At 66.5% G+C, this 25,164-nt stretch carries 41 protein-coding genes; 35 read left to right on the top strand and 6 right to left on the bottom strand.

What is annotated here, in order from left to right; genetic code table 11:
* Window positions 1-13: 13 nt before the first annotated feature.
* On the bottom strand, window positions 14-328 hold the full coding sequence (locus tag OG430_RS44980) for a hypothetical protein (RefSeq protein WP_327358479.1): 315 nt from the start codon (window positions 326-328) through the stop codon (window positions 14-16).
* Between the two features lie 113 nt (window positions 329-441).
* Here OG430_RS44980 and OG430_RS44975 point away from each other — a divergent pair, with 113 nt between their 5' ends.
* From OG430_RS44975 to OG430_RS44890, 18 genes are all read left to right on the top strand, one after another.
* Entirely contained in the window at window positions 442-1,365 is a 924-nt protein-coding gene (locus tag OG430_RS44975) for a hypothetical protein (protein ID WP_327358478.1), read from the top strand.
* The gene (locus OG430_RS44970; RefSeq protein WP_327358477.1) at window positions 1,362-1,619 is read left to right on the top strand and encodes a hypothetical protein; all 258 of its coding nucleotides are present in this window, start codon (window positions 1,362-1,364) and stop codon (window positions 1,617-1,619) included. Before OG430_RS44975 ends, OG430_RS44970 begins: the two co-directional genes overlap by 4 nt.
* Entirely contained in the window at window positions 1,616-1,918 is a 303-nt protein-coding gene (locus OG430_RS44965) for a hypothetical protein (RefSeq protein ID WP_327358476.1), read from the top strand. The genes OG430_RS44970 and OG430_RS44965 overlap by 4 nt, the downstream gene beginning before the upstream one ends.
* Entirely contained in the window at window positions 1,915-2,112 is a 198-nt protein-coding gene (locus tag OG430_RS44960) for a hypothetical protein (protein ID WP_327358475.1), read from the top strand. The genes OG430_RS44965 and OG430_RS44960 overlap by 4 nt, the downstream gene beginning before the upstream one ends.
* A gap of 7 nt (window positions 2,113-2,119) precedes the next feature.
* On the top strand, window positions 2,120-2,404 hold the full coding sequence (locus OG430_RS44955) for a hypothetical protein (protein ID WP_327358474.1): 285 nt from the start codon (window positions 2,120-2,122) through the stop codon (window positions 2,402-2,404).
* A complete protein-coding gene (locus tag OG430_RS44950) occupies window positions 2,401-2,655 on the top strand; it encodes a WhiB family transcriptional regulator (protein ID WP_327358473.1) in 255 nt (84 codons plus the stop codon). The genes OG430_RS44955 and OG430_RS44950 overlap by 4 nt, the downstream gene beginning before the upstream one ends.
* Complete coding sequence (locus OG430_RS44945) at window positions 2,652-2,948, top strand: hypothetical protein (protein ID WP_327358472.1); 297 nt, start codon at window positions 2,652-2,654, stop codon at window positions 2,946-2,948. The genes OG430_RS44950 and OG430_RS44945 overlap by 4 nt, the downstream gene beginning before the upstream one ends.
* Window positions 2,945-3,151 (top strand): hypothetical protein, encoded by a 207-nt coding sequence (locus tag OG430_RS44940; protein WP_327358471.1) that lies wholly within the window; start codon window positions 2,945-2,947, stop codon window positions 3,149-3,151. The genes OG430_RS44945 and OG430_RS44940 overlap by 4 nt, the downstream gene beginning before the upstream one ends.
* Window positions 3,148-3,450, top strand: coding sequence for a WDGH domain-containing protein (locus OG430_RS44935; protein WP_327358470.1), 303 nt, complete (start codon window positions 3,148-3,150; stop codon window positions 3,448-3,450). Before OG430_RS44940 ends, OG430_RS44935 begins: the two co-directional genes overlap by 4 nt.
* On the top strand, window positions 3,447-3,872 hold the full coding sequence (locus tag OG430_RS44930) for a hypothetical protein (protein WP_327358469.1): 426 nt from the start codon (window positions 3,447-3,449) through the stop codon (window positions 3,870-3,872). Before OG430_RS44935 ends, OG430_RS44930 begins: the two co-directional genes overlap by 4 nt.
* Window positions 3,873-4,050: 178 nt before the next feature.
* Window positions 4,051-4,635 (top strand): hypothetical protein, encoded by a 585-nt coding sequence (locus tag OG430_RS44925; protein ID WP_327358468.1) that lies wholly within the window; start codon window positions 4,051-4,053, stop codon window positions 4,633-4,635.
* Between the two features lie 289 nt (window positions 4,636-4,924).
* Window positions 4,925-5,071: a hypothetical protein gene (locus OG430_RS44920; RefSeq protein ID WP_327358467.1), complete on the top strand. Its 147-nt coding sequence runs from the start codon at window positions 4,925-4,927 to the stop codon at window positions 5,069-5,071.
* Window positions 5,068-5,328, top strand: coding sequence for a hypothetical protein (locus OG430_RS44915; RefSeq protein WP_327358466.1), 261 nt, complete (start codon window positions 5,068-5,070; stop codon window positions 5,326-5,328). The genes OG430_RS44920 and OG430_RS44915 overlap by 4 nt, the downstream gene beginning before the upstream one ends.
* A gap of 322 nt (window positions 5,329-5,650) precedes the next feature.
* Window positions 5,651-5,875 carry a helix-turn-helix domain-containing protein gene (locus OG430_RS44910; RefSeq protein WP_327358465.1) on the top strand — a complete coding sequence of 75 codons (225 nt, stop codon included), beginning with the start codon at window positions 5,651-5,653 and terminating at the stop codon, window positions 5,873-5,875.
* Window positions 5,872-6,156 carry a hypothetical protein gene (locus OG430_RS44905; protein WP_327358464.1) on the top strand — a complete coding sequence of 95 codons (285 nt, stop codon included), beginning with the start codon at window positions 5,872-5,874 and terminating at the stop codon, window positions 6,154-6,156. The genes OG430_RS44910 and OG430_RS44905 overlap by 4 nt, the downstream gene beginning before the upstream one ends.
* A 52-nt stretch (window positions 6,157-6,208) precedes the next feature.
* On the top strand, window positions 6,209-6,877 hold the full coding sequence (locus tag OG430_RS44900) for an HNH endonuclease family protein (RefSeq protein WP_327358463.1): 669 nt from the start codon (window positions 6,209-6,211) through the stop codon (window positions 6,875-6,877).
* Window positions 6,878-6,959: 82 nt separating this feature from the next.
* On the top strand, window positions 6,960-7,586 hold the full coding sequence (locus OG430_RS44895) for an FxLYD domain-containing protein (protein WP_327358462.1): 627 nt from the start codon (window positions 6,960-6,962) through the stop codon (window positions 7,584-7,586).
* A gap of 138 nt (window positions 7,587-7,724) precedes the next feature.
* Window positions 7,725-8,417 carry a hypothetical protein gene (locus OG430_RS44890; RefSeq protein ID WP_327358461.1) on the top strand — a complete coding sequence of 231 codons (693 nt, stop codon included), beginning with the start codon at window positions 7,725-7,727 and terminating at the stop codon, window positions 8,415-8,417.
* Window positions 8,418-8,476: 59 nt separating this feature from the next.
* On the opposite strand, the gene OG430_RS44885 is transcribed toward OG430_RS44890, so the two are convergent.
* From OG430_RS44885 to OG430_RS44865, 5 genes are read right to left on the bottom strand one after another with little or no spacing between them, the layout of a single operon-like run.
* Window positions 8,477-8,866 (bottom strand): hypothetical protein, encoded by a 390-nt coding sequence (locus OG430_RS44885; protein WP_327358460.1) that lies wholly within the window; start codon window positions 8,864-8,866, stop codon window positions 8,477-8,479.
* A complete protein-coding gene (locus OG430_RS44880; protein WP_327358459.1) occupies window positions 8,863-9,054 on the bottom strand; it encodes a hypothetical protein in 192 nt (63 codons plus the stop codon). The genes OG430_RS44885 and OG430_RS44880 overlap by 4 nt, the downstream gene beginning before the upstream one ends.
* A gap of 34 nt (window positions 9,055-9,088) precedes the next feature.
* On the bottom strand, window positions 9,089-9,403 hold the full coding sequence (locus tag OG430_RS44875; protein ID WP_327358458.1) for a hypothetical protein: 315 nt from the start codon (window positions 9,401-9,403) through the stop codon (window positions 9,089-9,091).
* 24 nt (window positions 9,404-9,427) lie between these two features.
* Complete coding sequence (locus OG430_RS44870; protein WP_327358457.1) at window positions 9,428-9,649, bottom strand: hypothetical protein; 222 nt, start codon at window positions 9,647-9,649, stop codon at window positions 9,428-9,430.
* Window positions 9,649-9,885 (bottom strand): hypothetical protein, encoded by a 237-nt coding sequence (locus OG430_RS44865; RefSeq protein ID WP_327358456.1) that lies wholly within the window; start codon window positions 9,883-9,885, stop codon window positions 9,649-9,651. The genes OG430_RS44870 and OG430_RS44865 overlap by 1 nt, the downstream gene beginning before the upstream one ends.
* Window positions 9,886-9,964: 79 nt before the next feature.
* Here OG430_RS44865 and OG430_RS44860 point away from each other — a divergent pair, with 79 nt between their 5' ends.
* The 17 genes from OG430_RS44860 to OG430_RS44780 all read left to right on the top strand — a co-directional run bounded on the left by OG430_RS44860 (window position 9,965) and on the right by OG430_RS44780 (window position 25,121).
* Window positions 9,965-10,177 carry a helix-turn-helix domain-containing protein gene (locus OG430_RS44860; protein ID WP_327358455.1) on the top strand — a complete coding sequence of 71 codons (213 nt, stop codon included), beginning with the start codon at window positions 9,965-9,967 and terminating at the stop codon, window positions 10,175-10,177.
* Window positions 10,178-10,188: 11 nt separating this feature from the next.
* The gene (locus OG430_RS44855) at window positions 10,189-10,719 is read left to right on the top strand and encodes a hypothetical protein (RefSeq protein WP_327358454.1); all 531 of its coding nucleotides are present in this window, start codon (window positions 10,189-10,191) and stop codon (window positions 10,717-10,719) included.
* Window positions 10,716-12,236 carry a terminase large subunit domain-containing protein gene (locus tag OG430_RS44850; RefSeq protein WP_327358453.1) on the top strand — a complete coding sequence of 507 codons (1,521 nt, stop codon included), beginning with the start codon at window positions 10,716-10,718 and terminating at the stop codon, window positions 12,234-12,236. The genes OG430_RS44855 and OG430_RS44850 overlap by 4 nt, the downstream gene beginning before the upstream one ends.
* A 135-nt stretch (window positions 12,237-12,371) precedes the next feature.
* The gene (locus OG430_RS44845) at window positions 12,372-12,899 is read left to right on the top strand and encodes a fibronectin type III domain-containing protein (protein ID WP_327358452.1); all 528 of its coding nucleotides are present in this window, start codon (window positions 12,372-12,374) and stop codon (window positions 12,897-12,899) included.
* Window positions 12,892-13,368, top strand: coding sequence for a fibronectin type III domain-containing protein (locus tag OG430_RS44840; RefSeq protein ID WP_327358451.1), 477 nt, complete (start codon window positions 12,892-12,894; stop codon window positions 13,366-13,368). The genes OG430_RS44845 and OG430_RS44840 overlap by 8 nt, the downstream gene beginning before the upstream one ends.
* Window positions 13,369-13,383: 15 nt before the next feature.
* On the top strand, window positions 13,384-13,998 hold the full coding sequence (locus OG430_RS44835) for a fibronectin type III domain-containing protein (RefSeq protein WP_327358450.1): 615 nt from the start codon (window positions 13,384-13,386) through the stop codon (window positions 13,996-13,998).
* The gene (locus OG430_RS44830; RefSeq protein WP_327358449.1) at window positions 13,995-15,446 is read left to right on the top strand and encodes a fibronectin type III domain-containing protein; all 1,452 of its coding nucleotides are present in this window, start codon (window positions 13,995-13,997) and stop codon (window positions 15,444-15,446) included. The genes OG430_RS44835 and OG430_RS44830 overlap by 4 nt, the downstream gene beginning before the upstream one ends.
* A 274-nt stretch (window positions 15,447-15,720) precedes the next feature.
* Window positions 15,721-16,119, top strand: coding sequence for a DUF1360 domain-containing protein (locus tag OG430_RS44825; RefSeq protein ID WP_327358448.1), 399 nt, complete (start codon window positions 15,721-15,723; stop codon window positions 16,117-16,119).
* Window positions 16,120-16,132: 13 nt separating this feature from the next.
* The gene (locus OG430_RS44820) at window positions 16,133-17,938 is read left to right on the top strand and encodes a hypothetical protein (protein WP_327358446.1); all 1,806 of its coding nucleotides are present in this window, start codon (window positions 16,133-16,135) and stop codon (window positions 17,936-17,938) included.
* Window positions 17,935-18,729, top strand: coding sequence for a hypothetical protein (locus tag OG430_RS44815; RefSeq protein ID WP_327358445.1), 795 nt, complete (start codon window positions 17,935-17,937; stop codon window positions 18,727-18,729). The genes OG430_RS44820 and OG430_RS44815 overlap by 4 nt, the downstream gene beginning before the upstream one ends.
* A gap of 6 nt (window positions 18,730-18,735) precedes the next feature.
* Window positions 18,736-20,142, top strand: coding sequence for a hypothetical protein (locus OG430_RS44810; RefSeq protein ID WP_327358444.1), 1,407 nt, complete (start codon window positions 18,736-18,738; stop codon window positions 20,140-20,142).
* Window positions 20,142-20,357, top strand: coding sequence for a hypothetical protein (locus OG430_RS44805; RefSeq protein WP_327358443.1), 216 nt, complete (start codon window positions 20,142-20,144; stop codon window positions 20,355-20,357). Before OG430_RS44810 ends, OG430_RS44805 begins: the two co-directional genes overlap by 1 nt.
* A complete protein-coding gene (locus OG430_RS44800) occupies window positions 20,357-21,412 on the top strand; it encodes a type III polyketide synthase (protein WP_327358442.1) in 1,056 nt (351 codons plus the stop codon). The genes OG430_RS44805 and OG430_RS44800 overlap by 1 nt, the downstream gene beginning before the upstream one ends.
* Window positions 21,409-22,329, top strand: coding sequence for an aldo/keto reductase (locus tag OG430_RS44795; protein WP_327358441.1), 921 nt, complete (start codon window positions 21,409-21,411; stop codon window positions 22,327-22,329). The genes OG430_RS44800 and OG430_RS44795 overlap by 4 nt, the downstream gene beginning before the upstream one ends.
* 1 nt (window position 22,330) lies before the next feature.
* Window positions 22,331-22,678 carry a nuclear transport factor 2 family protein gene (locus tag OG430_RS44790; RefSeq protein ID WP_327358439.1) on the top strand — a complete coding sequence of 116 codons (348 nt, stop codon included), beginning with the start codon at window positions 22,331-22,333 and terminating at the stop codon, window positions 22,676-22,678.
* Window positions 22,679-22,783: 105 nt separating this feature from the next.
* On the top strand, window positions 22,784-22,939 hold the full coding sequence (locus tag OG430_RS44785; protein WP_327358438.1) for a hypothetical protein: 156 nt from the start codon (window positions 22,784-22,786) through the stop codon (window positions 22,937-22,939).
* 211 nt (window positions 22,940-23,150) lie between these two features.
* Window positions 23,151-25,121, top strand: a complete 1,971-nt coding sequence (locus tag OG430_RS44780) for a major capsid protein (protein ID WP_327358437.1) — start codon at window positions 23,151-23,153, stop codon at window positions 25,119-25,121.
* Window positions 25,122-25,164 lie beyond the last annotated feature (43 nt).

The raw sequence follows: 25,164 nt of genomic DNA, 5'->3' as shown, positions 1-25,164 counted from the left end.
CCGGGCGCAGTGATCACACGTACTCCCGGTGGAGTACCAACAGCCGCTCACGCACCGCTTCGATGTCCATGTGGTCGGTCCATCCGACACCCTGAGTCATCTGATCTGCGGTGGCGCCGAACAGTCGGCGCAGGTAGTACATCTCGCGCAGCGACCACTTGGTCGCACCCTCGATGCGCTTGCTCACCTCGCCCTTGTAGACGGGCTTGGTGGGACGCATGGCAAAGCCAAGCTCCTCGTAGGTGATGCCGACCAGCTTGGCGGCCACCTTCACCGACCGGCTGAACTTGATTTCGTCCTCGGTCAACTTCTCCGCGATCACTGCCATGCCGCTCATCGTACTTACCTCTCCATGGTTCTGCACATCTGCTTTACGTTGAGGCTACCGCATAGAATGTTGAGATTTGCTCAACAGGGTTAGGTATGTGTAGCGTTCCGGCCATGAACGACAAGCCCCCCAGCCCGAAGGATCGTTCCGCTCAGGTCCTCAAGGACTGGCGGGACGAAACCGGCGTCTGTCCTGCTCTCGGCCGGGGACCGACCCTGACCGCCGTCGCCCTGGCGGTGAAGTCCTGGGCGGACGGAAAGGGCGGACGGCACGTCGAGACGGCCTACGGCAACCTGCCCAGGGCCAAGGCGAGTGCGCGGACGGTAGCGCGTGACATTGACGAGCTCACCGAGCGCGGATGGCTGGTGGAGCTCCGCGCCCCGCGCAAGGGGGCTGGCGCCGCGTACGGCGACTGGGCGCTACGCGTGGACCACGTCCATGAGATGCACGCCGAGACCGGCGAGCAGGTCTGTATAGAACCGTCCCCGGCCCTGCTCGCTCAGCGTGAAGCCGAGCGCAAGCGCATCGCAACCCGGCGTGACGATCTCGAAGCTAATCGGCAACGCCGCCGATCTGAATCGGCACTGCCGCCGATTAAACCGGCAACGCCGCCGATTCAAACCGGCAACGCCGCCGATTACGAATCGGCACTGCCGCCGATTAGATCGGCAATGCCGCCGGTTAAATCGGCAATGCCGCCGATGAACTCCTACTCCCACCCCCCGCAGGTACTCCCTTACTCCCTGCTCCAGGAGTCCTCCACCGGCAGTGCGCCCGCTCCGCTCCCTACGGTCGCTACTACGGGCCCCTTCGGGGCTGCGTCGCCTACGGCTCCTTGCGCCACAAGTCCGGGGGCTCCTCCGGACCCCGCCCCCGGCCTACACGTACCCGTGGCTGAGCTGATTGGTGGGGAACGAGACGACCTGATGCCGGAACAGCAACCACAGGATGCGCGTGCGCACGTGAGCGCGTGGACGCCCGCCAAACGCGTCAAGCTCCCGTTCGTGGTCGCTCAATCCCGCAAGGAAGCCTCATGAGCCACTACCCGGCCCACCTGAAGCCCGGCGAGACCTGGCTGTACCGCTGCCCCCACCGCTGCGGCGCCACCACGCAGAACGGCGTGACCGGTCTGGGAGCGCACCTGGAGACCGTCCACCCCGACAAACCCTGGCCACCCGACGCACGCCCCTACGCCGTCCCCCCACCGGTTCCAATGCCCAGCCGAATACGCAGCACCAAGACCACCAGCAACGCCATACAGCCGGCACTCTTCAACCCGGAGACTCCATGACCACGCGACTCGACGTCCTCCGCCGCATGCAAGAGAAGGACTCCCGTGTATCGCTCCCGGCCTTCGGCATGATGCTGCTGCTTCTGGAGCTTCCGCCCAACGTGCGCTGGACACCGGGACCACTGAGTTCCTACACGTCGAGCAGCGAGGACGACATAACCGCGGCCCTCGACGAACTCGCCGCCGCTGACCTCATCAAAGCCGTGGCCCAGTGCCCTACATGTGGGAGTGGCTACGAGGGCTATGTGCGCGACCGACTCGACGACGACGCCGAGAAGTTCCCAGAGGAGTCCGCATGAACACCCGGCTCGAGAAGGCTGTACGGCGTTGGTGGCTGCACTCCCGCGTCCTGGACAACACCACCGCGTGCACGGTCACGTTCACCGCCCCGGACGGCACCAAGACCGGGCATCTCTTCGCGCTCCGACCCGGCCAGGAATGGACGGAACTCGCCGAGCTGGCCGCCGAACTTCGCCGCCACGACACCCACTAGGACACCGATGACCGCCCCGCGCCCCGACTACGAAACCCTCCGCACGCATCTCGACACCACCCAACGCCTGGGACGCCTCCTGTACGCCTCCCCGCACCCCGCCGCATGCGACGAGCTCATCGGCGCCCTGAAAGCCGCCCTGCGGGCCGCACAGGGCCTCTACCGGCCCACCGCCACGGGATGCCTCACCCACCCCGCAGGACCCGTCGAACCCGAACCCCAACCCGGCGACACCCGCTGCCTGCTCTGCAACGGCCGCCGACGCGGAACCCGCCCGAGGGAAGCCCGGTGAGCGGCCCGGCCTGCGAGGGCCACGACGTGGAACTGTTCTTCACCTCCGACGTCGAGACGATGCACGCGGCGAAGCAGGTCTGCCAACGCTGCCCGGTACGTGAAGCCTGCCTCGACGAAGCGTTGTCGATGCCGATACAGCACGGCGTGTGGGGTGGCTTCAGTGCCCACCAGCGGACCCGCATGATCCGCGAAGGGATCACCGCCCGATCCGCTCTAGCCCGCTTCGAGCCACAGGACGCCCTCACATGACCGCCGCCGACCGGTGGGGACTCCTCGCCCGCCACGCCGAATCCGTCGCCTGGGCCCAGACATGGCTCGACCGCATCAACGCCCTGCCCCGCCTGCCGTCCTGGCCGTACGCGGTCCAGAACATGTGCGACCGCCCCGACGACCCCCCGCCCGGCCGCCTGTGCGCATGCGGCTGCCGCGACTACCTGCCGCCCGGCATGGCCGTCTCCGCCCGCTACCGGCCCGACTGCCGCAAAGCCGTCAACCGCAAAACCGCCACCGCATCCGCCGCCCGCAAGAAAGCCGCCGCATGAACCCCCGAACCATCCCCATCACCGTGCTCATCGGCTACCAGGACTCAGACACGGCGCCCATCGCCACCGTCCACTACGACGACACCGACACCCTGACCGACGTCGTCGAGGAAACCGCCCGCGTCCTCGAAAACATCGCCAACGCCCTACGCACAGCAGCCCAACTCATCCCCCACCTCGACCAACGCCCGGAGCAGCCGTGACCATCCCCCTCGACGTCGTAACCGCCAGCATCTACCGGGAACGAGCCGTCCTCGTCGCGAACCTCGCCGCCCGCTACCCATCCGGCTACGCCTACAACGACCCCGCAGAACCTGCCTGGGCCGTCGTGTACATCCACACCCCGGCAGGCCAAATGTCGTGGCATATCGCCGCGGCCGACTTCGCCGAGTTCTTCGACCACGTGCCCCACACCCCGGACGTCGTATGGGACGGACACGACACCGACACCAAATACGAGCGGCTGCAACGTCTCACCAAGCTGGAGCAGCAGCCGTCGTGAGCGACGTCTACCTGACCCGCTACGTGTGCCCCGTCTGCCAAGGCTGCCCCCAAGAAGCCGACTGCCACCACTGCGCCCACACCGGCGTAACCGACGACATCCGGGGCTGGGAAAACCTCGCCGTCCCCCTCCCCCGCCCCCCAGCCGTCATGCGCTCACCCTGCTCCGACTGCGCCTTCCGAGAAGGCTCCCCCGAGCAAGAACACGACTACGAACTATCCGGCCTGCGCACCGGCGAGCGGGTCTTCTACTGCCATCACGGCATGAACATCATCAACGGTGCCTACCAACCCACCGCCACGCTCGACGGCGTTCCTGTCGGCTACCTGGTGTGCGCCGGATGGTGGGCCCACATCACCGGCAACCAGGGCCCACAAGCGCCCTACCGGGAGTCCCCTGCCGACCGGCAAACCGACAAGTAAGAGTTGCTGACCGCCTGCAACCCCCACACTGATTCAGCCGGACGCACCCGTTCCGGGCAACCGCGTTTCAGCCACCACGTACCGTGCGAGTGAACCCGACTCTTAACGCATACACCTAGGACAAACCAGCGCAGTTTAAGCGTTGCCAACCCCTTCACACATAAGGAGGTCTCCCGCCATGGCGCCACACATGGCTATCGAGGCCGGCAGCGACACGGATCATCTACTGCGCTGCCTGATCTCCCTCGATACGCAACACCACCGTCACTCCACTGGGACGATGCTGACGACATACGTCCTCGACTGGCAGCCCGCCCCGGGCTTCACCGCGGGCGGCATCCTCACCAGCCGCCCACACCCCGAATCCCTGCACCTGACGAGCCTTGAAGAGCTCGACTGGTACACGGAACACGTCATCGCCCCAGACCTTCCGCACACTCAACTGCAGCCATTCGACACCTATGCAGGCGCACCCGACTACCGGGTGGGCGCCGTCGTAGTCGCCGAGTTCGAAGACGGCGACATGTTCGCCCTCGACAACGCAGACGCCGGTTTCCGCCAGTTGTTCGCCGTCGACTTCACAGGCACCATCACCACCGTCCTGCACACCTCCGGCTCTTTAGAGCCACGGTGGGCCGTACAACCGCCCGGCGGCAAGTTGAAGGGCGATTCAGCTGCGGGCGTCGATTACGCGACGCTCGGCCCGCAGGTGACCGCGCTCGCCCTCGGACACATCCACGGCATCGGACGCGAAACACACTGAACCGTGACCTTGGTGGACGGTGAACAGCGGTACTGAGACCACCGCTGCTCAGCATCTACCGCACAACCGCACCGGCCCCCGCCATCCGTAGTGGCGGGGGCCGGCTGTTGTCCACCTAACCCCAGCGGCATAAACGTTTGCTATACGCAGTAGAGCAACAGCCATTTGCCACTCCACCGGCAGTAAGGGCCCGCGCCTGTGCTGGTTCGCTGGTTCATCTCAGCAAGGTGCAACCACCATGTCCGCACCGCGCCAACACCCTGTCCGACAGCGTTCGTTGAACACATCCGTGACCACCGAACTCCTCCGCGCCATCGGCATCCTCATGGTCTGCGGCGTACTGGTCTGGCACGACCGCCGCCTGACCCGCATCGAACGCCACAGCGGCCTACGCCGCCAACCACGCCACACCACCACCGGAGACAAGCAGCCGTGACCGAACCAGCCGGCATCGAAACCACCATGGACCGCGCCCTGTTGGAGCGCCTGGCCCAGTGCGACACGTACGCGAACAACAAGACCGCCCACATCCTGCCGAGCGAGCATGCCCCCGTCGACAAGCTGCGCCGGTTGGCGTTCACCGCGTACGCGCTCGAAGGCCACTACGTGCACATTGCCGTCACCGCACCCGACGCGGTACGGCTGCGCGACACCCTCAACGAATGGCTGACCCGCATCGGCGAAGCCGCCTGATGGCCCAACCAAGCTGTCGGTCTGCCGCTGTCATCGACCGAATCCGGCAGAACCGCAAGACCAGAAACATGAGCGTCCAAGCCCTGGCCGATGGAATGAAGCAACACGGCTATTCGACACTGCGGTCAGCCCTCGCGAACATGGAAGGCTCCCGGGTTCGCAACGTGCCCGTTGATTTGGTGTATGCAGCAGCAGCCGTGTTCAAGATCCCCGTAAGGGAACTGCTCGACGGGCCACGCTGCTCGACGTGCCAGGACACGCCTCCTGTCGGGTTCACGTGCAATTCCTGCGGAAGCACTATCCCCTCTCACCAGAGGCGCACATGACCGACTGGGCCGTCAGACGCCAGACCCTCAACGAGCAGGCACTGGCTGCCGAACTGCGCTACCGGTACGAACGAGGAGCCACCCTCGTGGAACTCGCCGAGCAGCTCCACGTATCTACCCAGCCCGTACGCCGCCTCCTCAAGCTCGCCGGAACCCCCATGCGCCCTCCAGGCCGGCATTCACGTGTCGAGCTTCTAGTCTCCCGCCTGGAGCAGCAGTGAACTGGGGTTCCGTCGGCGACTGGGCCATCGCAATCGCCATCACCGTCCTCGCCTGGTGGATCGGGAAACTCACCGCCAACACCAAAGCCATGGACCACGACTTCCGCCGCATGGCCGCCGCCACCGCCCAACTCACCGCACTGCTACGCAAGACCGCCCACCCGGCCGCCACCGCACCCGCGGACTCCTGCGACTGTCACACCACCCAGACCCTGTGCGGCCAGAACATCACCGTGCGCTGCGACACCTGCACCACCAAGGAGACCGGCCGCCAGGGTTGATCAGCGGCGCGCCTGCCCCATCGACTCCACCACCGCGACTACAACAAGCGGCATGCGCACCGCACTCCACCTCACCGCCACTGCCGGCCTCCTCGCCGCGGCCTTCGCCCCCACCACCGCCCAGGCCGCCCCGCCGCCCCCGGTACAGCTGCGCCAGGCCGTGCACCTGCTGACCGTCGCTCCCGAAGTCGAAGAGGGCTACAAGCGGACTCTGTTCCATCACTGGACGGATTCGGATCATGACGGCTGCGACACGAGGCAGGAAGCCCTCAAGGCCGAGGCAACGGGCCCGATCGTCGTGGGCAAAGACTGCAAGATCCTGTCGGGTACTTGGTACAGCTACTACGACGACACCACCGTCCACGGCGATCCCGCGCACCAGCTCGACCTCGACCACCTCGTCCCCTTGAAGGAGGCGTTCAACTCTGGGGCCGACACGTGGACTCCGGAGCGGCGTGAGGCTTACGCGAACGATCTAGGCGTGGACACCAGTCTCGTCATGGTCACCGCGCACTCCAACAGGGCCAAGTCCGACAAGGACCCGGCCCAGTGGATGCCCCCGTACGAGCCTGCCGCCTGCCGGTACATCACCGAATGGACGGCCACCAAGCTCCGCTGGGGTCTGGCCGTCGACCAGGCCGAAGCCGACACCCTCACCGACTACGCCGAAGACTGCCCGAACGTCCCGCTCGACGCCGTCAGCGCCCCCAACCACACGTAGCCAAGGAGAGGCCTTTCGGCCCCGCAGGACGGGACCGACGCCAACCCCGGACGCATGTAATACGCCCGTAAAGTCGACACCCATGAACGCCTCACAGACGCCCCAGCAGCCGCAGAACCACCCCGACTCCTCCGGCGCCCAGTGGGGAACCCCGACCGCACCCCAGCAGCCGTGGGGAGCGCCCCAGCCCCCGAAGAAGAAGATGGGCCGCGGCAAGAAGATCCTCATCGGCTGCGCCGCCGGATTCGCCGGCCTGGTCATCGCCAGTGCCGCACTCGGCAACACCGGGAGCACGGACAAGAGTGAGGCGTCGTCGAAGCCGAGTGCAGCCAGCGTCGACAAGAAGACGTCCGACGAGGCCGCCCAGCCCGAGGCTCAGGGCCATGCGGAGAAGCAGGGCCGCACGTCGTCGGGCAACAAGACAAACGATCCCCGCGACGATGTGAAGGTCGACCAGGCGAAGGGTGTGAGCGAGCACGGCATGTTCAAGGTGCCGGTAACGATCACGAATCACTCGTCCGAGCCGTCGACCTACTCGGTCCAGCTCGAGCTGGTCGACAAGGACGGCACCCGGGTGGATGACACCTACGTACTCGTGTCGAATGTCGAGCCGGGACAGACGGTGAAGGAAGAAGCGATCTTCCTGAAGGGGAAGGGCGCGGGCAGCGACGTGCGCATGGTGAAGGCGGACCGTAGCCGCGCCTGGTGATCACGGCGCGTACGCGGGGGCGTGGCCCGAGGATCGGTCCCCGCCCCTACGGGTGAACCAGCCCACTTCACCCACGACCGACGAGACATCGCAGAGATCATCCGCGGGTAACGACTGTCCCCCGCAATTGGAGTGATCATGAGCGATGACGTAACCCCCCACCGGCCCCTCTCCACCATGTCCGCCCTATCGTCCCGACTCGGTATGGGCGAGCCGAAGTTCCGCACCGCAGCCGCCTACTACAGCCACGACATCATCACCTCGTACTCCACCACGTTCACCGTCCCGCCCGCCCCTACGGGTAAGAAGGACGACGCCATGCTGTACCTGTGGCCCGGTCTGCAGACAGGTGCCGGCTGGGGTGTTGTCCAGCCTGTGTTGGGCTACGGCTACAGCAGCAACGGGTGGATGCTCCACACCACGGCGATCAGTAACCGGTTCGACAACATTGAGATCAAGCAGGGCAGGCAGGTCAATAACATCCTGCCCGGCACGGTCCTGACGGGCACGGTCACGCTGACCGATAAGGATCCGATCAGCGACCGGTACACGTACAAGGTGGCATTCGAGGGCTACCCGGACGACACGTCCGTGTCGGTGGTGTGGCCGTTTGCGGCCGATGAGGTCATGCAGGCCGTTGAGGCGTGGAAGTTCACGTCGGATGACCTGTATCCGCCTGAGCCTTTGCTGCGGATGCACAGCATCAAGCTGGTCACCGAGTCGGGAGTCGTCGACAAGATTCCGTGGACGACGGACGAGCCGGAGCGCGTGAAGATCGTTGACGGGAGCGGGTCCAACGGGACCGTGGACCTGTACTACCGCAACATCTAGCCGCGGCTCGTAGAGGGGCGTGGCCCAATCCTTCGGGCCGCGCCCCTCTACGCCCGCGGTTATAGGCGCTGGTAGATGACGACCGCATTGTTGACGGTGTCGAGAATCGCCTTCGGGGTGGCTGTCTGGTCATCGCAGATACGGGCAATGAACGTGACGGTGTGGCCGTTGAAGGTGGCGGAGAGGCCTTCCGGCTTCGCCTCATACGTTCCCTCGGTCTGTTCGTTGCCCCACTCCCCGCCACCCATCCGGTACGCCTTGCCGTCCGCCTCGAAGCTGTACGCGGGGCTGTTGACGGCAGATCCGTACGACTTGCCGACGTAGTCCGCCGTGGCCTGGCCGCATGCGGGGGTCTCGGCGAGCGCCGGGGCGGCGCCTGCCGCCTGTGCGCAGACGAGAGTGAGGGTGGCGATGAAGGCGGCGGCGGTGTTGCGCAGGTGCTTGTTCATGAGCGTGTCCTTTCCTTCGGGGTGGTGGCGCGGACATGCTTGTTACGTCGCCACGCCCGCCACCACAGCCAGCAGATGAGCGGCGGCCCGGCCAGCGTGACGGCCGTGATGTAGGCGGCGAGGACCAGCGGCCCCCATCCATAGCGCCACGCCTGCCACAACGACGTGGAGGGCCCTCCCGTCAGCAAGTCAGGAGGGCCCTCCACGGTGAACTGTGGCCGGTCAGCTCTGCTGGACGCAGCCGTGACCCTCGATCGCGATAGCACCTACCACCGTGCGGGCGTCGACGTCGTTGCACACCCACGCATGCATCGGAGTGTGATCCTGGCCTTCTTCGATGACGTCGGCGTTCGCGATGTGGCCTGAGGTGATGGGGCCGCTGCTGCAGTTCAGGCTTACCAGGCTGCTGCTGTCGGGGGTGGCGGTGACGGTGGAGCAGCCGAACGGATAGCCGTCCGCCTGGGCGGTTGTCGCCGTGGCGGTGAGTCCGATGGTGCTCATGGCGATGACGGTGAGTGCGGTCAGTACGCGGCGCATGCCGTGCCTCCTTGGGAGCGTGGGCTAGAGCAGGCCCGCGTCGAGCAGCGACGTGTTGCCGCCGGGCAGGCCCGTCGTGTTGAGGCCGGTAACGCCTTCGACGGTGTCAGCGATCGGGCCGAGCGCATCACCGGCGACGGGGATGTCTGGCAGGGCGGCGGCCTGGGCGGGGGCGGCGATGAACCCGAGCGCTGCGGCCGTGGCGGCGGCGCTGGTCAGCGCGAGAGCGGTCAGCTTGGAGGGCATCAGAGGCCGTTCGTGAGGACGTCGATGTCGTTGATGGACACGGCGCCCGGGGCCAGGAGGTCGTGGACGTGGACGGCGTTGGGGTCGAGGTCGACGTCCACGTAGTCGCCGGAGCTGTTGGAGCCGGTGTTGATCAGGTCGTCGTGGTCGACGTAGCCGGTGGCGGACGCGGGGGCGATCGCGGCGGCGAGAGAGGCGGCGGTGAGGGCGGCGGTGGCGAGAATCTTTCGGTTCATGACCGACCTAACGCGTGATCAATTTGTCCGATACGTGCGGTCAACCCACCGTCACACCAGCCCAGTTACGATCAGTTCCATGACCAATACACAACGTCACATGCGGGGTGCAGATCGAGCCACCCTCGCCACCAACCTCAAAACCGCCTACCAAACCGGCTCCTCCGTACGCGACCTCGCCCACCAACACCGCCGCTCCTACGGCTTCATCCACAAACTCCTCACCGAAGCCGACACCCCCATGCGACGACGCGGCATGCGCCCCAACAACACCGCACCCGCTGATCAATAGGACCCGCTGAAATGGCAGCCTCCAAAGCCCAGCAAGCCAAAACCGCCAAACGGCGCGCCCTTGCCGTCGACATGCGCCTAGCAGGCAAACAGTTCCAGACCATCGCCGACACCCTCGGCTACGCCTCCCCGGCCGCCGCACACATGGATATCAAGCGCGCCCTGGAAGCCAACCGGAAGCAGGTAGAGCAGGCCGCCGAAGAACTCCGTTCGGTGGAAGCCATGCGCCTGGACCAGCTCCAGGAGGCCGTGTGGGGAACGGCATTGAAGGGCGAGGTCAAGGCTGTGGAGGTGGCGTTGAAGGTCATCGACCGGCGTGTAAAGCTCTTCGGCCTGGACGCCCCCCAGCATGTTGCCCTGTCCGGCTCGAACGGTGAACCCATCCAGATCGCAGCAGTGCCGGCCGACCCCGCCGAGCGAGCCCGCATGGTCGCTGAGGCCATGGCGCGGATCGGGTCCGCGGTGGGCGGAAAGGATCCGGCCGCGCTGCTCGATGTCGATACCGATGAACTGCGCGCCCTGGAGGGCAAGGCGGCGTCTTGAACCTGGCTGATGATGTCGAGTTCACTCAGCGGGCACTGGCCTGGGACAACCCAGCATTTCTTGCGAAAAGCATTGACCGGGCGTTCCAGCTGCGGGCCCACACCCTGCACATCGGAGAAGCACTGGCCCGGCTGGGCTCGGACTATGACCGGCTGCTGATCACCACCCCGCCACGCGCAGGAAAAAGCGAGCTTGCGGCCATCCATCTGCCCGTGTGGTGGATGGCAAACCATCCCCGACACCGCGTCGTCATCGCCGCCTACGGCAAAGATCTTGCGCTGACGCACTCGGTAGCCGCCCGCCGCATCGTGCGGGAGCACGGGGCACGCTGGAACCTGACCATGGCAGAAGGCTCAACGACCAAAGCCGACTGGTGGACCACGACGGGAGGCGGCCTGCGTGCCACAGGTGTCGGCGGAGGGCTCACCGGACACGGTGCCGATCTGCTGATCTGCGACGATCCCCACAAGGACCGGGCGGAAGCTGACTCTTTGCGTCTGCGCGACGCAGTCTGGGACTGGTGGTCTTCCACGGCACTGTCCCGCCTCTCCCCCGGGGCGCCGGTCTGTCTGATCCAGACACGCTGGCATCCTGACGACTTGGCCGGACGTGTCCTGAAACGCCAGGGCCGTACCGAAGACGGCGGGCGGTGGAAAGTCATCCACCTGCCCGCGTTCGCCGACCACGCACTGACCGGCGGCGCCGATCCTCTCGGGCGTGCCCCCGGGGTTCCGCTGCCGCACCCCAAGCTCCCCGACGACACGGATCAGCTGCGCGCCTACTGGGCCGACCGACGTTCAGAATCCACGCCGCGGGACTGGGGAGCCCTCTACATGGGCAACCCGAAACCCCGTGAAGGAGCCCTGGTCACGGATGAGTTGATGGAACGCCAGACCCATCCCGGAGGATCACCCGGGGTAGTACGGGCGGCCGTGGCGATCGACCCGTCCGGCGGCGGCCGGGACACCTGCGGCATCGTCGGCGGCCACATGGCAACGGACGGACGGCTGTGGTGGACGCATGACTTGACTGCGGTGATGCCCACGGAGAAGTGGGCTCGCTTGGTCTGTGAGCTGGTCGCGGAAATTGACGCGGACCGGGTGGTCTATGAGAAGAACTATGGCGGCGATCAGGTGCGGGCGGTCATCAAAACCTCATGGGCGGCGCTCAGGAGCAGTTGGAGCCTGGCTGATGGCGATAACCCGTACGACCGGCCGGAGCCGTATCTGCACGGTGTGGTGTCGCGGAAGTCGAAGGTGTTGCGGGCAGAGCCCATCGCTCAGGCACTGGCCGAGGACCGGATCCGGCTCGGGGCGTACATGCCTGAACTCGTCGATGAGTGGTGCGGGTTCATGCCCGGATCTCCGGACAGTCCGGGACGTATTGACGCGTCGGTACATATGGCGTGGGACTTGTTGAAGGCGCCGCGGTCGGGGCGTGCGATGGGTTCTGCGGTAGGGGTGTCGACGTCGCAGGTTCCGGGTGTGGTGGGTCCGGTACGGCTGGGCCTGTACTGATACCACCACCGTTAATGATCACCCGATTACTGTGTGTTTGTGGCTAGTTCCTCCTGGCCGCCCCAGGGCCCCGGCCGCCCAGCCGACCCGAGCGGCCGGGGCCCACCCCCACCCACCCGCAGGAGGGGCCAACCAGTGCCCGACATCATCACCGCGGACCCTCACCGCGCCCTCACCCACCTCGACCCCGACACCGAATACACCATCACCGTGAGCGCCTGCCGCTACGGCCAGTGCTCCAAGCCCGCCACCACCACCGCCCGCACCGCCCCCGACGGCATCAAGCGGCTGCCGAAACCAGCCCACTTGACGGAACACGGCAAGCACACGAAGACGTCGTTCGCCGTCGAGTTCGACGCCGTCAAGGGCGTTGATGCCAAGCATGGTGATCACGGCTACGAAGTCACGGTCACGTTGAAGGGCGGCGGCGAAGCCAAGGGCATCACCGTCGGAAAGCTCGACTTCACCACCCCCGACAGGCCGTTCGCCACCCTGACCGGCGCCCAGGCCGGGACCGTCTACACGGTGAGCGTGAAGGCAGACGGCGACGGCACCAAAACGAAAACATCCGACCCCGCCACCCTCGACGTGACCACGCACGCCAACGACACGTACGGCGCGGGCGGATACGGCGACACCCCGTACGGAGGCACCGATGGCTGAAGAGCTGCCGAACGAGCCCAAGCTGCCAGCGAAGGGCGATAAGGACTGGGATTCCACTCTCAACGCCTACCTGACGTGGCTGACCGGCCTCGCAAAGGCCGCCGCCACGCAGACGGACATGGACAACGTCCTGGCCCGGCTGCACGGCATCGAAAACTATGCGGGAGCTCCCCGCAAGCTCGACATCGCCCGCCTGGAGCTGAACAAGACCTCCGCCACCGCGTTTACCGCCGTCTGGAACATCACGAGTGGCGCGGACCCGAAGAAGGGCGACAGCGGATACAAGATCACTGTCACCCCGGCCGGGCCGAAGGTCGAAAAGGTGACGAAGAAAGACTCGGCCACGGTCCAGGCCGCTGTCACCGGTTGCACGTCGGGCACCGAGTACACGTTCACGGTCTCCTCCTTCGGCACCCCGCCGAACTTCACGGACTCCGACCCAGTCCATAAGACGATCACCCCCGCCTGACATCAGGAGACCGCTATGACCTCAGACAAGGCTTTCGACGACGCACTTGACCGCCACGTCAACGACACCGGCGACCCGCACTTCGCCGCCGACTACCTCAAGGAAGCCAAGGCCAAGACCGACTATCTCGCCAAGGCCGACGCCGCCAAGGACTACGCGAAAAAGTCAGACCTCGACCCATACGCGAAGACCGAACAGATCCAACAGCTGCTGTCCCTCTACGCCAAGTCCGCCGACGTAGCGTCCAAGGGCGACCTGCAGACGGTGCTCAACAAGCTGGAAGCGCTCGACGCACGACTCCAGGGCCTGGAGAACTACAGCGAACTGCCCGAACAGATCGCTATCAGCCGCCCGGGTATCAAGAGCGTCACTGCTACCTCGTTCACTGCAGAGTGGCAGCACGCTCTCGGCACGAACACTCATCGCGGTGACCAGGGCTACACGCTGACCGTGACCCCGACCGGACCCAAGATCGGGAAGATCGTCCGCAGCGAAACGGGCTTCAACACGGATGTAACGGTGACGGGCTGCACGACCGGCACCGAGTACACGCTCACCATCACCGCACTGGGCACGCCGCCGAACTATCTCGATGCCAAGCCCGTGCAGCTGAAGGCGACCCCGAAGTGAGCGGCGCACGCGATCCGATCACGGATCACCTCGCCGATCACAACAACCCGCACCAGGTGACCGCCGCCCAGATCGATGCGGTCACCCACACGGAGCTGGCCAAGATCCTCGCCGACTACGCGAAGATCAACGACGTCGTCGCGAAGCTCCTCACGTACACGCCGATGCTCACGTTCATCCAGCACGTGGCTGACCATGCGAACCCGCACCACGTGACCGTGCAGGAAACCGGCGGCATCAGCATCCAGACCGGGGACGCCCGCTACGTCCTCAAGGGACGCCCCCTCACCGTCCCGCAGAACATCACCGCCCACGGCGCGGTGAAGGACCATGAGTTCGCGGTGCAGTGGGCGTCTGTGGTGGGTGTGGACCCCTCCAAGGGCTCCAACGGGTACACGGTCACGCTCACCCCGGCCGGGCCGGCTGTTTCCGCAGTCGACGTCACCAGCCCGGCCACGCCGTTCGTCACCGTCACCGGCGCAGCGCCGGGCACCACATACACAGTGCACGTGGTCGCCAAGGGCGACGGCACCGACCGCACCGACTCCGGCGAGGGCACCGCCACGATCACCACCAGCATGACGAAGCCCGCCGCACCGGCAGCGCCCCGCCTCGCCGGTGTGACCGCCACCCCGAACATGGTCGAGCTGAAGTGGGACGCCTACCCACACCCCGACACGATCACCGCCCTCAGGTGGGAGTGCGACGGGCAGGGCAACGGCTGGCCCATCAAGGAAACCGTTGCGAAGGACGCCACCGGCGCAACCTGTAAGCCTTTGACGGCCTTTAGGTCGGGGAAGGTCAGCTTCGCCCTGTACGCGGTCAACGGGATTCTCGACTCCGAGTCGTCGCCGGTGCTGACGATCGTGTTCCCCGAAACCCCGTCGAAGCCGGTCGCGACGTCGACCGGGCCGGGCGAGGCCACCGTGACGTGGACGTCCGGGAAGAAAGACACGACGGGCTATGACATCGAGCGCCGTAAGGACGGCGGCTCGTGGACCACCGTCCAGCACGCCACGAAGGACACGATCAGCTTCAAGAACAGTGATCTGCCGGCCGGTGACTACTACTACCGGATCACCGCGCTGAACGGCGATTCCACGATGGTGTGGTCGCTGCAGTCCGACAAGGTCACCGTCACCCCCGGGCGTACCCCGACACCGGAAATGCCGGTCGTGAAGGATGGGACGGTTACGCGCTCCGCGTTCACCGTCGACTGGGCCAAGGTGTCCGGGACCTCGTATGCGGCGTGGGCGATGCGCTCCGACGGCGTCGGAAGCAAGATTCAGGGCCAGGTCAGTGTGGAGCACGCCAAGGCGGAAGCGGCGTTCACCGGTCTGGAAGTCGCCACTGCCTACGACGTCACCCTGACCGCCACCGCCTCGGGGATGTCGCCGTCGCTGCCTGTGGTGGCGAAGAACATTTCGACGGCCCCGGCGGAGGGCTGACGCTGGGTCCGGCCCCGGGGCATCTCTTCGGCGAAGGGATGCCCCGGTGCCGTGCCGTGCTGCGCAGTGCTGTGCCACCAACCCACCGGTATCACGCAGAGTGTTCAATGCCGGATGAGCGTGGCCCACCTCAAGACTGTTTGATCACAACAAACACTCTCAGCGAATTGCGCTCTCAGCTCGGGGTTCTACGATCAATTCATGATCAATTCTTGTGAGGACTCCACAAGGCGAGTGTGTGCGGTAACACTCCAAGACCATTACCCTCAGTCGCATGGTGCTGTCGTACGCCGCCCTCCACGCCGCCCTGGCCCTCGCCCTGGCCCGCGTACTGCGCGTCCTCTCACACGACACCATCACCAACCGGCTACGCGAAACGCTCCTCACCCGACAGGTCGCCAAGACCCGCCTGGTCATGCCCGAGCGCACCGATACCGCAGCCCTCATCGACACCGCCCAAAAACGCGGCCTGTACGGCTTCCTCACCTGCGCCTGGTGTGCCGGCTTCTGGCTCACCGCAGCCGCCGTGCCCGTGCTCTGGACCTTGTCCGGCATTACTCCCGGCCCTTGGACCAGCCTTCCCACATGGGCCTGGTACGCGCTGACCGTGCTGGCCGTCTCCGAACTCACCGGCCTCATCGCCCGCCACCACCAGCCCGGCGACAAGAAGTAGAGGGGGTCTGGTTGTGGCGTTGCCGCGCCTGTCATTCCGTACCCGCACCCAGCCCGCGCAGCGCGCCACTCGCGCCCTCATCGCCTCCGCCGCACTGATCGACCAGAAGTCCATCCGCACCGCTGTGCGCCCCCAGGACTGGCAACACAAGGTGTGGGCCTACTACGACCAGGTCGGCCCGCTCAGGTTCGGTATCGACTGGAAAGCCAAAGCCTGCTCCCGGGCCCGCCTCTACATCGGCCGCGAAGACCCCACCGGCAACGGCGACCCCGAACCCGCCGACGACGATCCGCGACTGGACAGCATCCTCGCCACGCTCGCCGGAGGGCAGGCCGGGCAGTCCGAACTCCTCACCCGGATGTCCACCCACCTCGCCCTCCCGGGCGAAACGTTCCTCGTCGGCTGGGACGACTCCCAGTCCGGCACCGCGCAGTGGCGGGCCGTCTGCTCGGACGAGATCACCGTCCGCGCCGGACGCACCCTCCTTCAGGTCGGTGAGACCGAACGCATCGAGCTCGACCCCGAAGCTTCCATGGTCGCCCGCATCTGGCGCCCGCACCCGCGACAGAACTGGCAGGCCGATTCGCCCACGCGCGCCCTGCAGACCGACCTGGCGAAACTCTGCGCCCTAGACCAGCGCGTGTTGGCGGAAGTCGACTCCCGCCTCGCAGGCAACGGCATGCTCATCGTCCCCGAGTCCGCGACCGTTCTGCCCGCAAGCCCGCAGCAGGCAGCGGAGGACGTTCACGACGACCCGTTCATCGCCGAGATGACCCGCGCCATGGTCACCCCGATGAACAACCGCGAGGACGCCTCCGCCGTCGTCCCCATCGTCGTACGCGTCGACGATGCCGCTACCGGAAAGTTCGAACACCTCCGCTTCTCCACACCCTTCGACGAACGCACCGCGGAACTCGCCGAAATGGCCCTGCGGAAACTCGCCCTCGGCATGGACGTCCCACCCGAAATCATCCTCGGCATGGCCGACGTCAACCACTGGACCGGCTGGCTCCTGAACCGGCAGGCCGTAGACCTGCACGTCAAGCCGGAACTCTCCCTGATCTGCCACGCACTGACCGAAGCGTTCCTCGCGCCGATGCTCCTCGAAGCGGGCATTGATCCCGACGGCTACGTACTCGCAGCGAACACGCAAGATCTCACCGACCAGTCCACCACCATCGAAGAGGCCCAAACCCTCTACGACAAGGGCCTCATCTCCCGCGAAGCCCTCCTGCGCGAACGCGGATTCGGCGAGAGCGACTACCCCACCACCAAAGAACGCCGCGACCAACTGCTGTGGGACCTCGCCCACATCCCCCAACTTGCCCCACTCGTCCTGAACGAGTTCGGCATCGATACCTCTACGGCCCCCGCTGACGGGCCCGGCAGCGTCCAGGTGGAGCGGGCAGCAGAGGACGGCGGGCAGCTCCCGGACCGGGAGAACCGGGAGCTGCCCGACCAGCCCAGCAGGCCACCCGAACTCGAGGACGGCACCAACAAGCCGTCCGGCTATGCCGTCCTCGCCGACATGGCCGTCCTCCACGCCCTGGAGAAGGCCGGCGAGCGCAGACGGCACCGTCCTGGCGCACCGGCCACGCTGGGCCGGATGCCATCACACGATGTGCACACCGTGTGGTCGCCGAAGCACGACCAGGTCGACGACCTGTTGTCGGGAGTGTGGGACACGGTCCGTGACCGGCTTCCCCGCACGGTCGTCGACACCTTGGACGCCTACACCCGGCACCTGCTCGTCTCCGGCCTGCCGCACCGACGGCGCGCCCTGCACGCCGCGCTCAAGCAGGCCGGGCATGCGGCATGAGCGACGACCAGGCCCTTGACCGGGCGCACCGGAAAATCGGCCGCACCGAAACCACGCTGGCCAGGGCCGCCCGGCAGCTGGTGGGCACCTACCTGCAGCGCGCCCCCGACACGCTCTCTCTCCATGAGTGGACCGGAACTCCCGACGGCACCTTCGCCACCAGCCTGCCGCTTCTGGCCGCCACCCACGGCGCCGCCTCATGGGAAGACGGCGTCGACACATACATGCTTCCGCCGCTGGGCGCCGCCTACGACGAGCAGTACACGGAGCAGACCGCGGGCATGAGCCCGGACACCTCCAGGCCCCTGTTCCTCGCCCAGGTACGCAAGCGTCTGGCCGAGTCGGAACTTCCCGACCGGATCGCCGCCGCCCTGCGCGCACTGCTGGCCATGCCGCGCACCGCCAAGCGCGAGGAACAGCTCCTCGCACTGCTCAACGTCGAAGCCTGGGCGGGGTGGATCAACGCAACAGCCGTCACCGAATCGGTCGCCGGATACAACGCCGCCACCTTGGACGGGGCAACGGCGTGGCAGAAGCTCACCGGGATCCGCTCGCAGTCCCAGTGGCGCTCCACGATGGACGGCCGCACCCGCGCCGCGCACCGGATGGCGAACTACCAGACCGTACCCACCGGCACCCCGTTCCTGGTGGGCGGGGAAATGCTCCGCTACCCCGGAGATCCCAACGGCTCACCCGGGACCACGATCCACTGCCGGTGCGTGCTGCTGGAACTCGACAAGGACTCCCCACTCCTCCTGCCCTCTCCGGGCGGGTCTTCCCGAAGAAGGTGACCCATTTTGGCCACAGCACTTGAGTCCCAGGTCATCGAATACTGGGAAGGACCCTTGGGCCGCGTCGACCGCAACAGCGCTGACGGGCGCCGCCTGGCCGCCCAGAGCACACTCGACGCACGCCCGCTGCCCGTGCCGCTGTACTGGCAGGAGAAGGCCGCCCCCGGACACGACGGAGCCATCGCCATCGGGTTGATCGACCACCTTGAGTACCGGGAGGCATCGGACGGCTCCGGAGACACGGTGGTGTGGGGGGCGGGCCGCTACGACCCGATGGACGCACAGGCGCAGGCCGTTGCCTCGAAGGTGGAGCGCGGCTATCTCGGCTGGGCATCGCTGGATCTGGACCCGTCCGCGTTCGAGATCGACGAGGACGAGGACGGGCAGCTGGTGGAAGTGTTCACCGGCTGGAAGGTCGCCGGAGCCACCCTGGTCGGACACCCCGCCTTCGCGGAAGGGGACCGGATCCGCTCCCGCCGCCCCACCGACGACGACCAAGACGAAGACCAGGACGACGACGGCGCCCGGGGCGACACAGACGACGACAACGACGGCGATGATTCCGACGATTCGAAAGACAAGCCCCGAGTGGCGTCTAAGAATCCAAGGCCCAAGAAGAAGACGGCTGCCAGTGCAACACATGCCCTGATCGCCGCCGCCAGCCCCCGCACGCCCGTGGCCCCGCCGAAGGCATGGTTCGACGACCCACAGCTCACCGAACCCACCGGCATCACAGTCACCGACGACGGCCGCGTATTCGGGCATCTCGCCGACTGGCGGCGCGCTCACGTCTCCAACGGCCGCTACGCACCCCGCAGTTCAAGCGGCTACCAGTTCTTTCACCTGGGCAGTGTCCTCACCGAGGAAGGCGACACCCTCCCCGTCGGAACCATCTGCCTCGACACCCCGCACGCCGACATCCCCCTGTCCGCACACCGGGCATCCGCCCACTACGCCGACACCGGCAACGCGGTTGCCATCGTGCGTGCCGGAGAAGACGCGCACGGCATCTGGCTCGCCGGAGCCCTCACCCCCGAAGCGGACGAGCAGATGGCCGCGAAGCTACGCCGCTCCCCACTGTCGGGGGACTGGAGGGAAGTCGGCGGCCACACCGAACTCATCGCCGCCCTCGCCACGAACAACCCGGCCATCAAGATTCCACGCCAGCGGGCCTACGCGTACGGCACCAGCCAGCGCCTCACCACGTTCATCTCCACCGCCTGGCGGCCCGCGCCCACGACGACGGCGACCGTGGACACCAAGGCCCTCGCCGCGGAACTCCTCGAGGAAATGGACGCCCTGGCCGCACGCCGCCACACTGCCGCCACGCTGGCCGCACAGGTCCGCCAGACCGAAGCCGCATGGCAGAAAGCCCGCGTGGACGCCGCCCTGAAGCTCGGAGGAAACCTCTGATGGGCTGCTGCGGATCCTCACCCCGGTACACCACCCGCGTCACCCAGGGCGGAGAGACCGAGACCGTCACCCACGACGGACGCCCCGTCAAATACCGGGTGACGTTCCACGACGGCTCCAAGTCCGTCTTCGACACCTGGCAGCAAGCCGACGCCGCTATCGCGATGGCCGGCACCGGATCGTGGGAACCCTTCGACCCCGGGAACAACAGCTGATGACAGGCGCCGTCCTGTGCCGTCCGGCCGTGTGGCTGCCGCCGCACACGATCAGCCGGGAACAGACCCTCGCCCTCGCCGACGTCATGCACGCCGATCATCCGCAGCATGCGTTGGCGGCGCGGCTGATCGGCAATACGGGTGTGCGGAAGCGGCATCTGATCAGGCCGCTCTATCAGACGCTGCGCCATGACGGGGTGGAGGAACGTACGCGGGTCTTTACCGAGACGGCGAAGACGCAGCTGCCCCAGCTGGTGACTGATGCTCTCGCCAGCGCGGGGGTGGGCGCCGATGAGGTGTCGGCGATCGTGTTCGTGTCGTGTACCGGGTTCACGATGCCGCCACTCACCGCCTGGATGATCAACAATCTGGGCTTCCGGCCCGACACCACGCAAATCCCGATCGCTCAACTCGGGTGCGCGGCTGGTGGGGCCGCGATCAACCGCGCCCACGACTACGCGAACGCGCACCCCGGCTCTCACGTCCTGGTCGTCGCCGTCGAATTCTGCTCCCTCGTCTACCAGCCATCAGACATCGACGTCGGGTCGCTGCTCTCGGACGGACTGTTCGGCGACGCCATGGCCGCCTGCGTGGTCCGCGGTGACGGCAACGGGCGCGGCATGCGCCTCGTACGCGGCGCCGCCCACCTCGTTCCCGACACCGAAGACTGGATCAGCTACAAGGTCAAGGACACCGGCTGGCACTTCCAGCTCGACAAGCGGGTGCCCGGCACCATGTCGATGCTCGCCCCCATGCTCCACACGTTGGCCCAGGCCGAGCAGTGGGATGCGACGAAGCTCGACTACTACGTCATCCATGCCGGCGGCCCGCGCATCCTCGACGACTTGTGTTTCCACCTGAACGTGGATCCTGAGGCGTTCGCGAACTCCCGTGCCACGTTGGAGAGCTGCGGGAACATCGCCTCCTGCGTGGTGCTGGCGACCGCTGCCCGCCTCTTCGACGATCCCCCGGCCGATGGTGCGCGGGGCCTGTTGGCCGGGTTCGGTCCCGGCATCACCGCCGAAGCTTCCCTCTCCCTCTGGCAGGACGCATGAACACTTCTCCTCCCACGCTGCGTCTCGGCGACAACACCGTTGGCCGTATCGGCTACGGCGCCATGCACTTGACCGGCCCCGGCATGTGGGGGCCGCCCGCCGACCACGAAGCGGCTATCCGTCTCCTCAGGTATGCGGTGCATGAGGCGGGGGTGACGTTCATTGATACCGCCGACTCCTACGGGCCCGGCTACAACGAAGAACTCATCCGCAAGGCCCTGCACCCGTACCCCGAGCAGCTGGTGATCGCCACGAAGGGCGGCATGCTCCGCACCGGCCCAGACGACTGGGTCCACTCCGATGACCGGGCCCCCTACATTCAGGCCCTCGGACGCCCCGAATACCTCCGCCAACAAGTCGAGGTCAGTCTGCTGCGCCTGGGCGTCGAGACGATCGACCTGTACCAGCTGCACCGCATCGACCCGCTCGTTCCGCTGGAGGAGCAGTTCGGTGTCCTGGTCGAGTTGCAGCGGGCAGGGAAGATCCGCCACATCGGCTTGTCCGGTCAGCCTGACGTGCCGCCCGATCAGCTGGATGTGGCGGCGCATCACGCGGACATCGTGGCAGTGGAGTGCCTGTTCAACCTCGCCGACCAGAACGCCCGCCCCACCCTCAACTACGCGGTCGACAACGGGATCGTGTTCATCCCGTGGTTCCCCCTCGGGCACGGCGAACTCATCGGCCATCTCGAAGAGATCGCCCCGTACTTCGGGGTGAACGCCGCACCCCTCGCCCTGGCCTGGCTGCTGCGGGTGGCACCGAACACGCTGCTGATCCCCGGGACTACGTCGATCGCGCATCTCGACGACAACATGCGCGCTTTCGCCGTCGACCTGTCGGAGGCGGACTGGCAGCGCGTTGAGGCCCATTGCGCGAAGTTCGCCCCGTGGCGCCCCACCACCGCTACGGAGGCCTGACATGCACCCCAACGCGCTGACCCTCGCCGCCGTCTACGCCGACCTGACCGGCATCGAACCGTTCCTCGACCCCGATGTTGTGCTGCACCGGGTCGACGGCCACACGTTGACCGGCATCAAGGCCGTCGTGACGCACGAGAAGGCGCTGATGCGCCTGTCGAAGAACACCATGCGCATCACCGTCGACCACCTCACCGCAGGCAAGCACTTCGGCACGATGACCGGCACCCTCACCGCCGACCTTCCCGACCGCATCAACGTGCCGGTATGCGGCCTGTGGCGCTTCAGGGACGGGCTGATTGTTGAGCACTGGGAAAACGCCTACACCGGCACCCCGCTCATCACCTGAACGCACCGCCCGGTTCCTTAACGGAACAGAGTGCGCCCTGAACCTGGCCGAACTCACCGCCGCGCTCTTCACCGCGGCGACCACACCAAGACAAGGAGAACCATCGTGGACAGCATCAACTGGGACACCGCCATCGCAGTCGTGGTCGGACTCATCCTGTGGGATCTGATCCAGGCCGGATTCAAGGCCGGGCTCCGGCATCTGCCCGCCAGGAAGCCGGCAGAGCGCGTCGCGCCGACGTCTGGTGACGTCGACGCGTAAGACCCGGCAGAGACAGCCCCCTTGAACACCGGCAGTGTTCAAGGGGGCTGGGCTACCATCAACATCATCTGGCGGGACCCGACATGTGAGCGGGCTTCTTGCCCCATAACTGAACGTGTAGCGCGGGACCCGACTACGTGAGCGGCGCTCTTGCAACCCCCCACCACACCCCGACATGCGGGTGTGGTCGACGTTGCAGGAGACGACCCGCATGACCGTGAATATCCGGGATCTGCTCGGAAAGCTCGCCGAAGCCGACGACGCCGCACAGGCCCTCCACGACCAGCTGTCCGCAGCCGATGACCTCGAAGCCGTTCAGAAGTCGGCGACGGAAGCGTTCAAGGCGCTGCATGAGGCTGACGGCGACCGTACGGATGCCGAGCTGGTGGAGCTTGAGCAGCTTGCCAACATCATCAAGTCCGTCACCAACCGGCGTGTAGAGGCTGCCGCCCGCGCGGACCGGATCCGGAGTCTGGCCGAAGAAGTCGAGCAGGCCTCTACCCCGGCCCCGAACGCACCCACCACTCCCCCGGCGCCGGATCCGGTCACCGAAGACGCTCCGGCTGCTGACGCTGCGCCTGCCGAGACCACGCCGGTTGCCGATGAGCGGGTGCCGGTCGCGGCCGCGTCGAAGGCGGCGGTTCCGTTCGGGCGGATGCGCAACGACGACGTGAAGACCGGCACCGTTGTGGAAACCGGCTGGTCGATGATCGCCGCCGCTGACATTCCCAACACCCCGGCAGGCCAGCGCCTCACCGACCTGACGGCGGTTGCCGAGGCGGCGCAGAACCGGATGACTGCTCTGGGCCGTATCCCGTCGGGCAGTTCGGGCGTCCATATCGCGCAGTTCACGTTGGACCGGGATCCGTCGCTGGTGACGGACGGATCGTCGGATGCGGAGACGTGGAAGACGATCGAGCACGCCACCAACGAGCGGCGTCTCACGAACGGTTCGCTGATCGCCGCCACCGGTGTGGGGGGCGCACCGGCCACCGACATCTGGTGTTCTCCGAGCGAGACGATCTATACCCTGTGCCCCGACCTCGCGTCGCTGGATGGCATCGTGGACGTTCCGGCGATCACTGTGCGCCGGGGCGGGCTGCGCTGGCCGATCACCCCGTCCTTCACGGACGTGTACACGCAGCTGGGCGGCGGTATCTGGGACTGGGGCGACCTTCCCATGTCGGACCCGTCGAAGGGCCCGAACCCGGGTGGACTCCTCAAGGACCGCCCGGAGCCCGGCAAGACGCTCTTCGACCCGAAGAAGACGAAGCAGGAGAAGGACCAGGCGCGGGCTGATAATCCGAAGCCTTGCCTCGAAATCCCCTGTCCGGAATGGGCAGAGTGCAGGCTTACGCCCCGAGGTCTGTGTATTAAGACCGATATCATGCTTAATCACACGTGGCCCGAGCTGATCCGTGAGTGGATCGCCCGCCTGTTGGTCGCTCACCAGCACCTGATCAACGCGGACACTCTGGCCCGGATGGAAGCGAAGATCCCCGCATCGGAGATCTATAAGTTCGCTGCCGCCGTCGACCGCCAGCAGGCCCTGCTCAAGGGGCAGACCGGCCGGCAGATCGACCCCAAGACCGGCCACCTCGAAGACGCCGCCAAGCCTGCCGCAGAGCCGATCCCGTTCTCCGCCGGGCAGGCTGCCTACGGGCCGGGCGCGACGGCCGGACTGCTGGGTGCGATCGAGGTCATGGTTGAGGACATGCGGTACAAGCACCGCCTGTCCCGCGGCTCGACGCTGGAAGCGGTCATGCCGTACTGGCTGCCCGGCATCATCCGCTCCGACCTGGCCAAGCGGACCGGCGTTGACCTGATCGACGTACCGGATTCCCGGATCAACGCCTGGTTCACCTCGCGCGGTATCCGCCCGCAGTACGTGTACGACTGGCAGAACATCGACCCGAAGGCCACCACCTGGCCCTCCACCGCGAAGATCATGTTGTACACGGCCGGGTACTTCATCCAGGCCCGCCAGGACATCCTGAATCTCGACGGTGGGATCTACGACTCCACCCTTCTCGGGCAGAACAAGATGATCTCCCTGTTCACGGAAGAGGCGTACTGCTTGCAGACGCGCTGCGGTGACGCGCGGATGCTGCAGATCGATCTCTGCCCGAACGGCATGACGGGCGGACCCGACAACGCCGCCCTGATCTGCCCCGCAGCCTGACCCCCACCTCTAGGCCGGGGCCCCGCCTCATCGTGCATGCCAC

This window comes from Streptomyces sp. NBC_01304 (genome assembly GCF_035975855.1).
Classification (GTDB): Bacteria; Actinomycetota; Actinomycetes; order Streptomycetales; family Streptomycetaceae; genus Streptomyces.
This window is presented reverse-complemented; position numbering and strand designations above follow the sequence as displayed.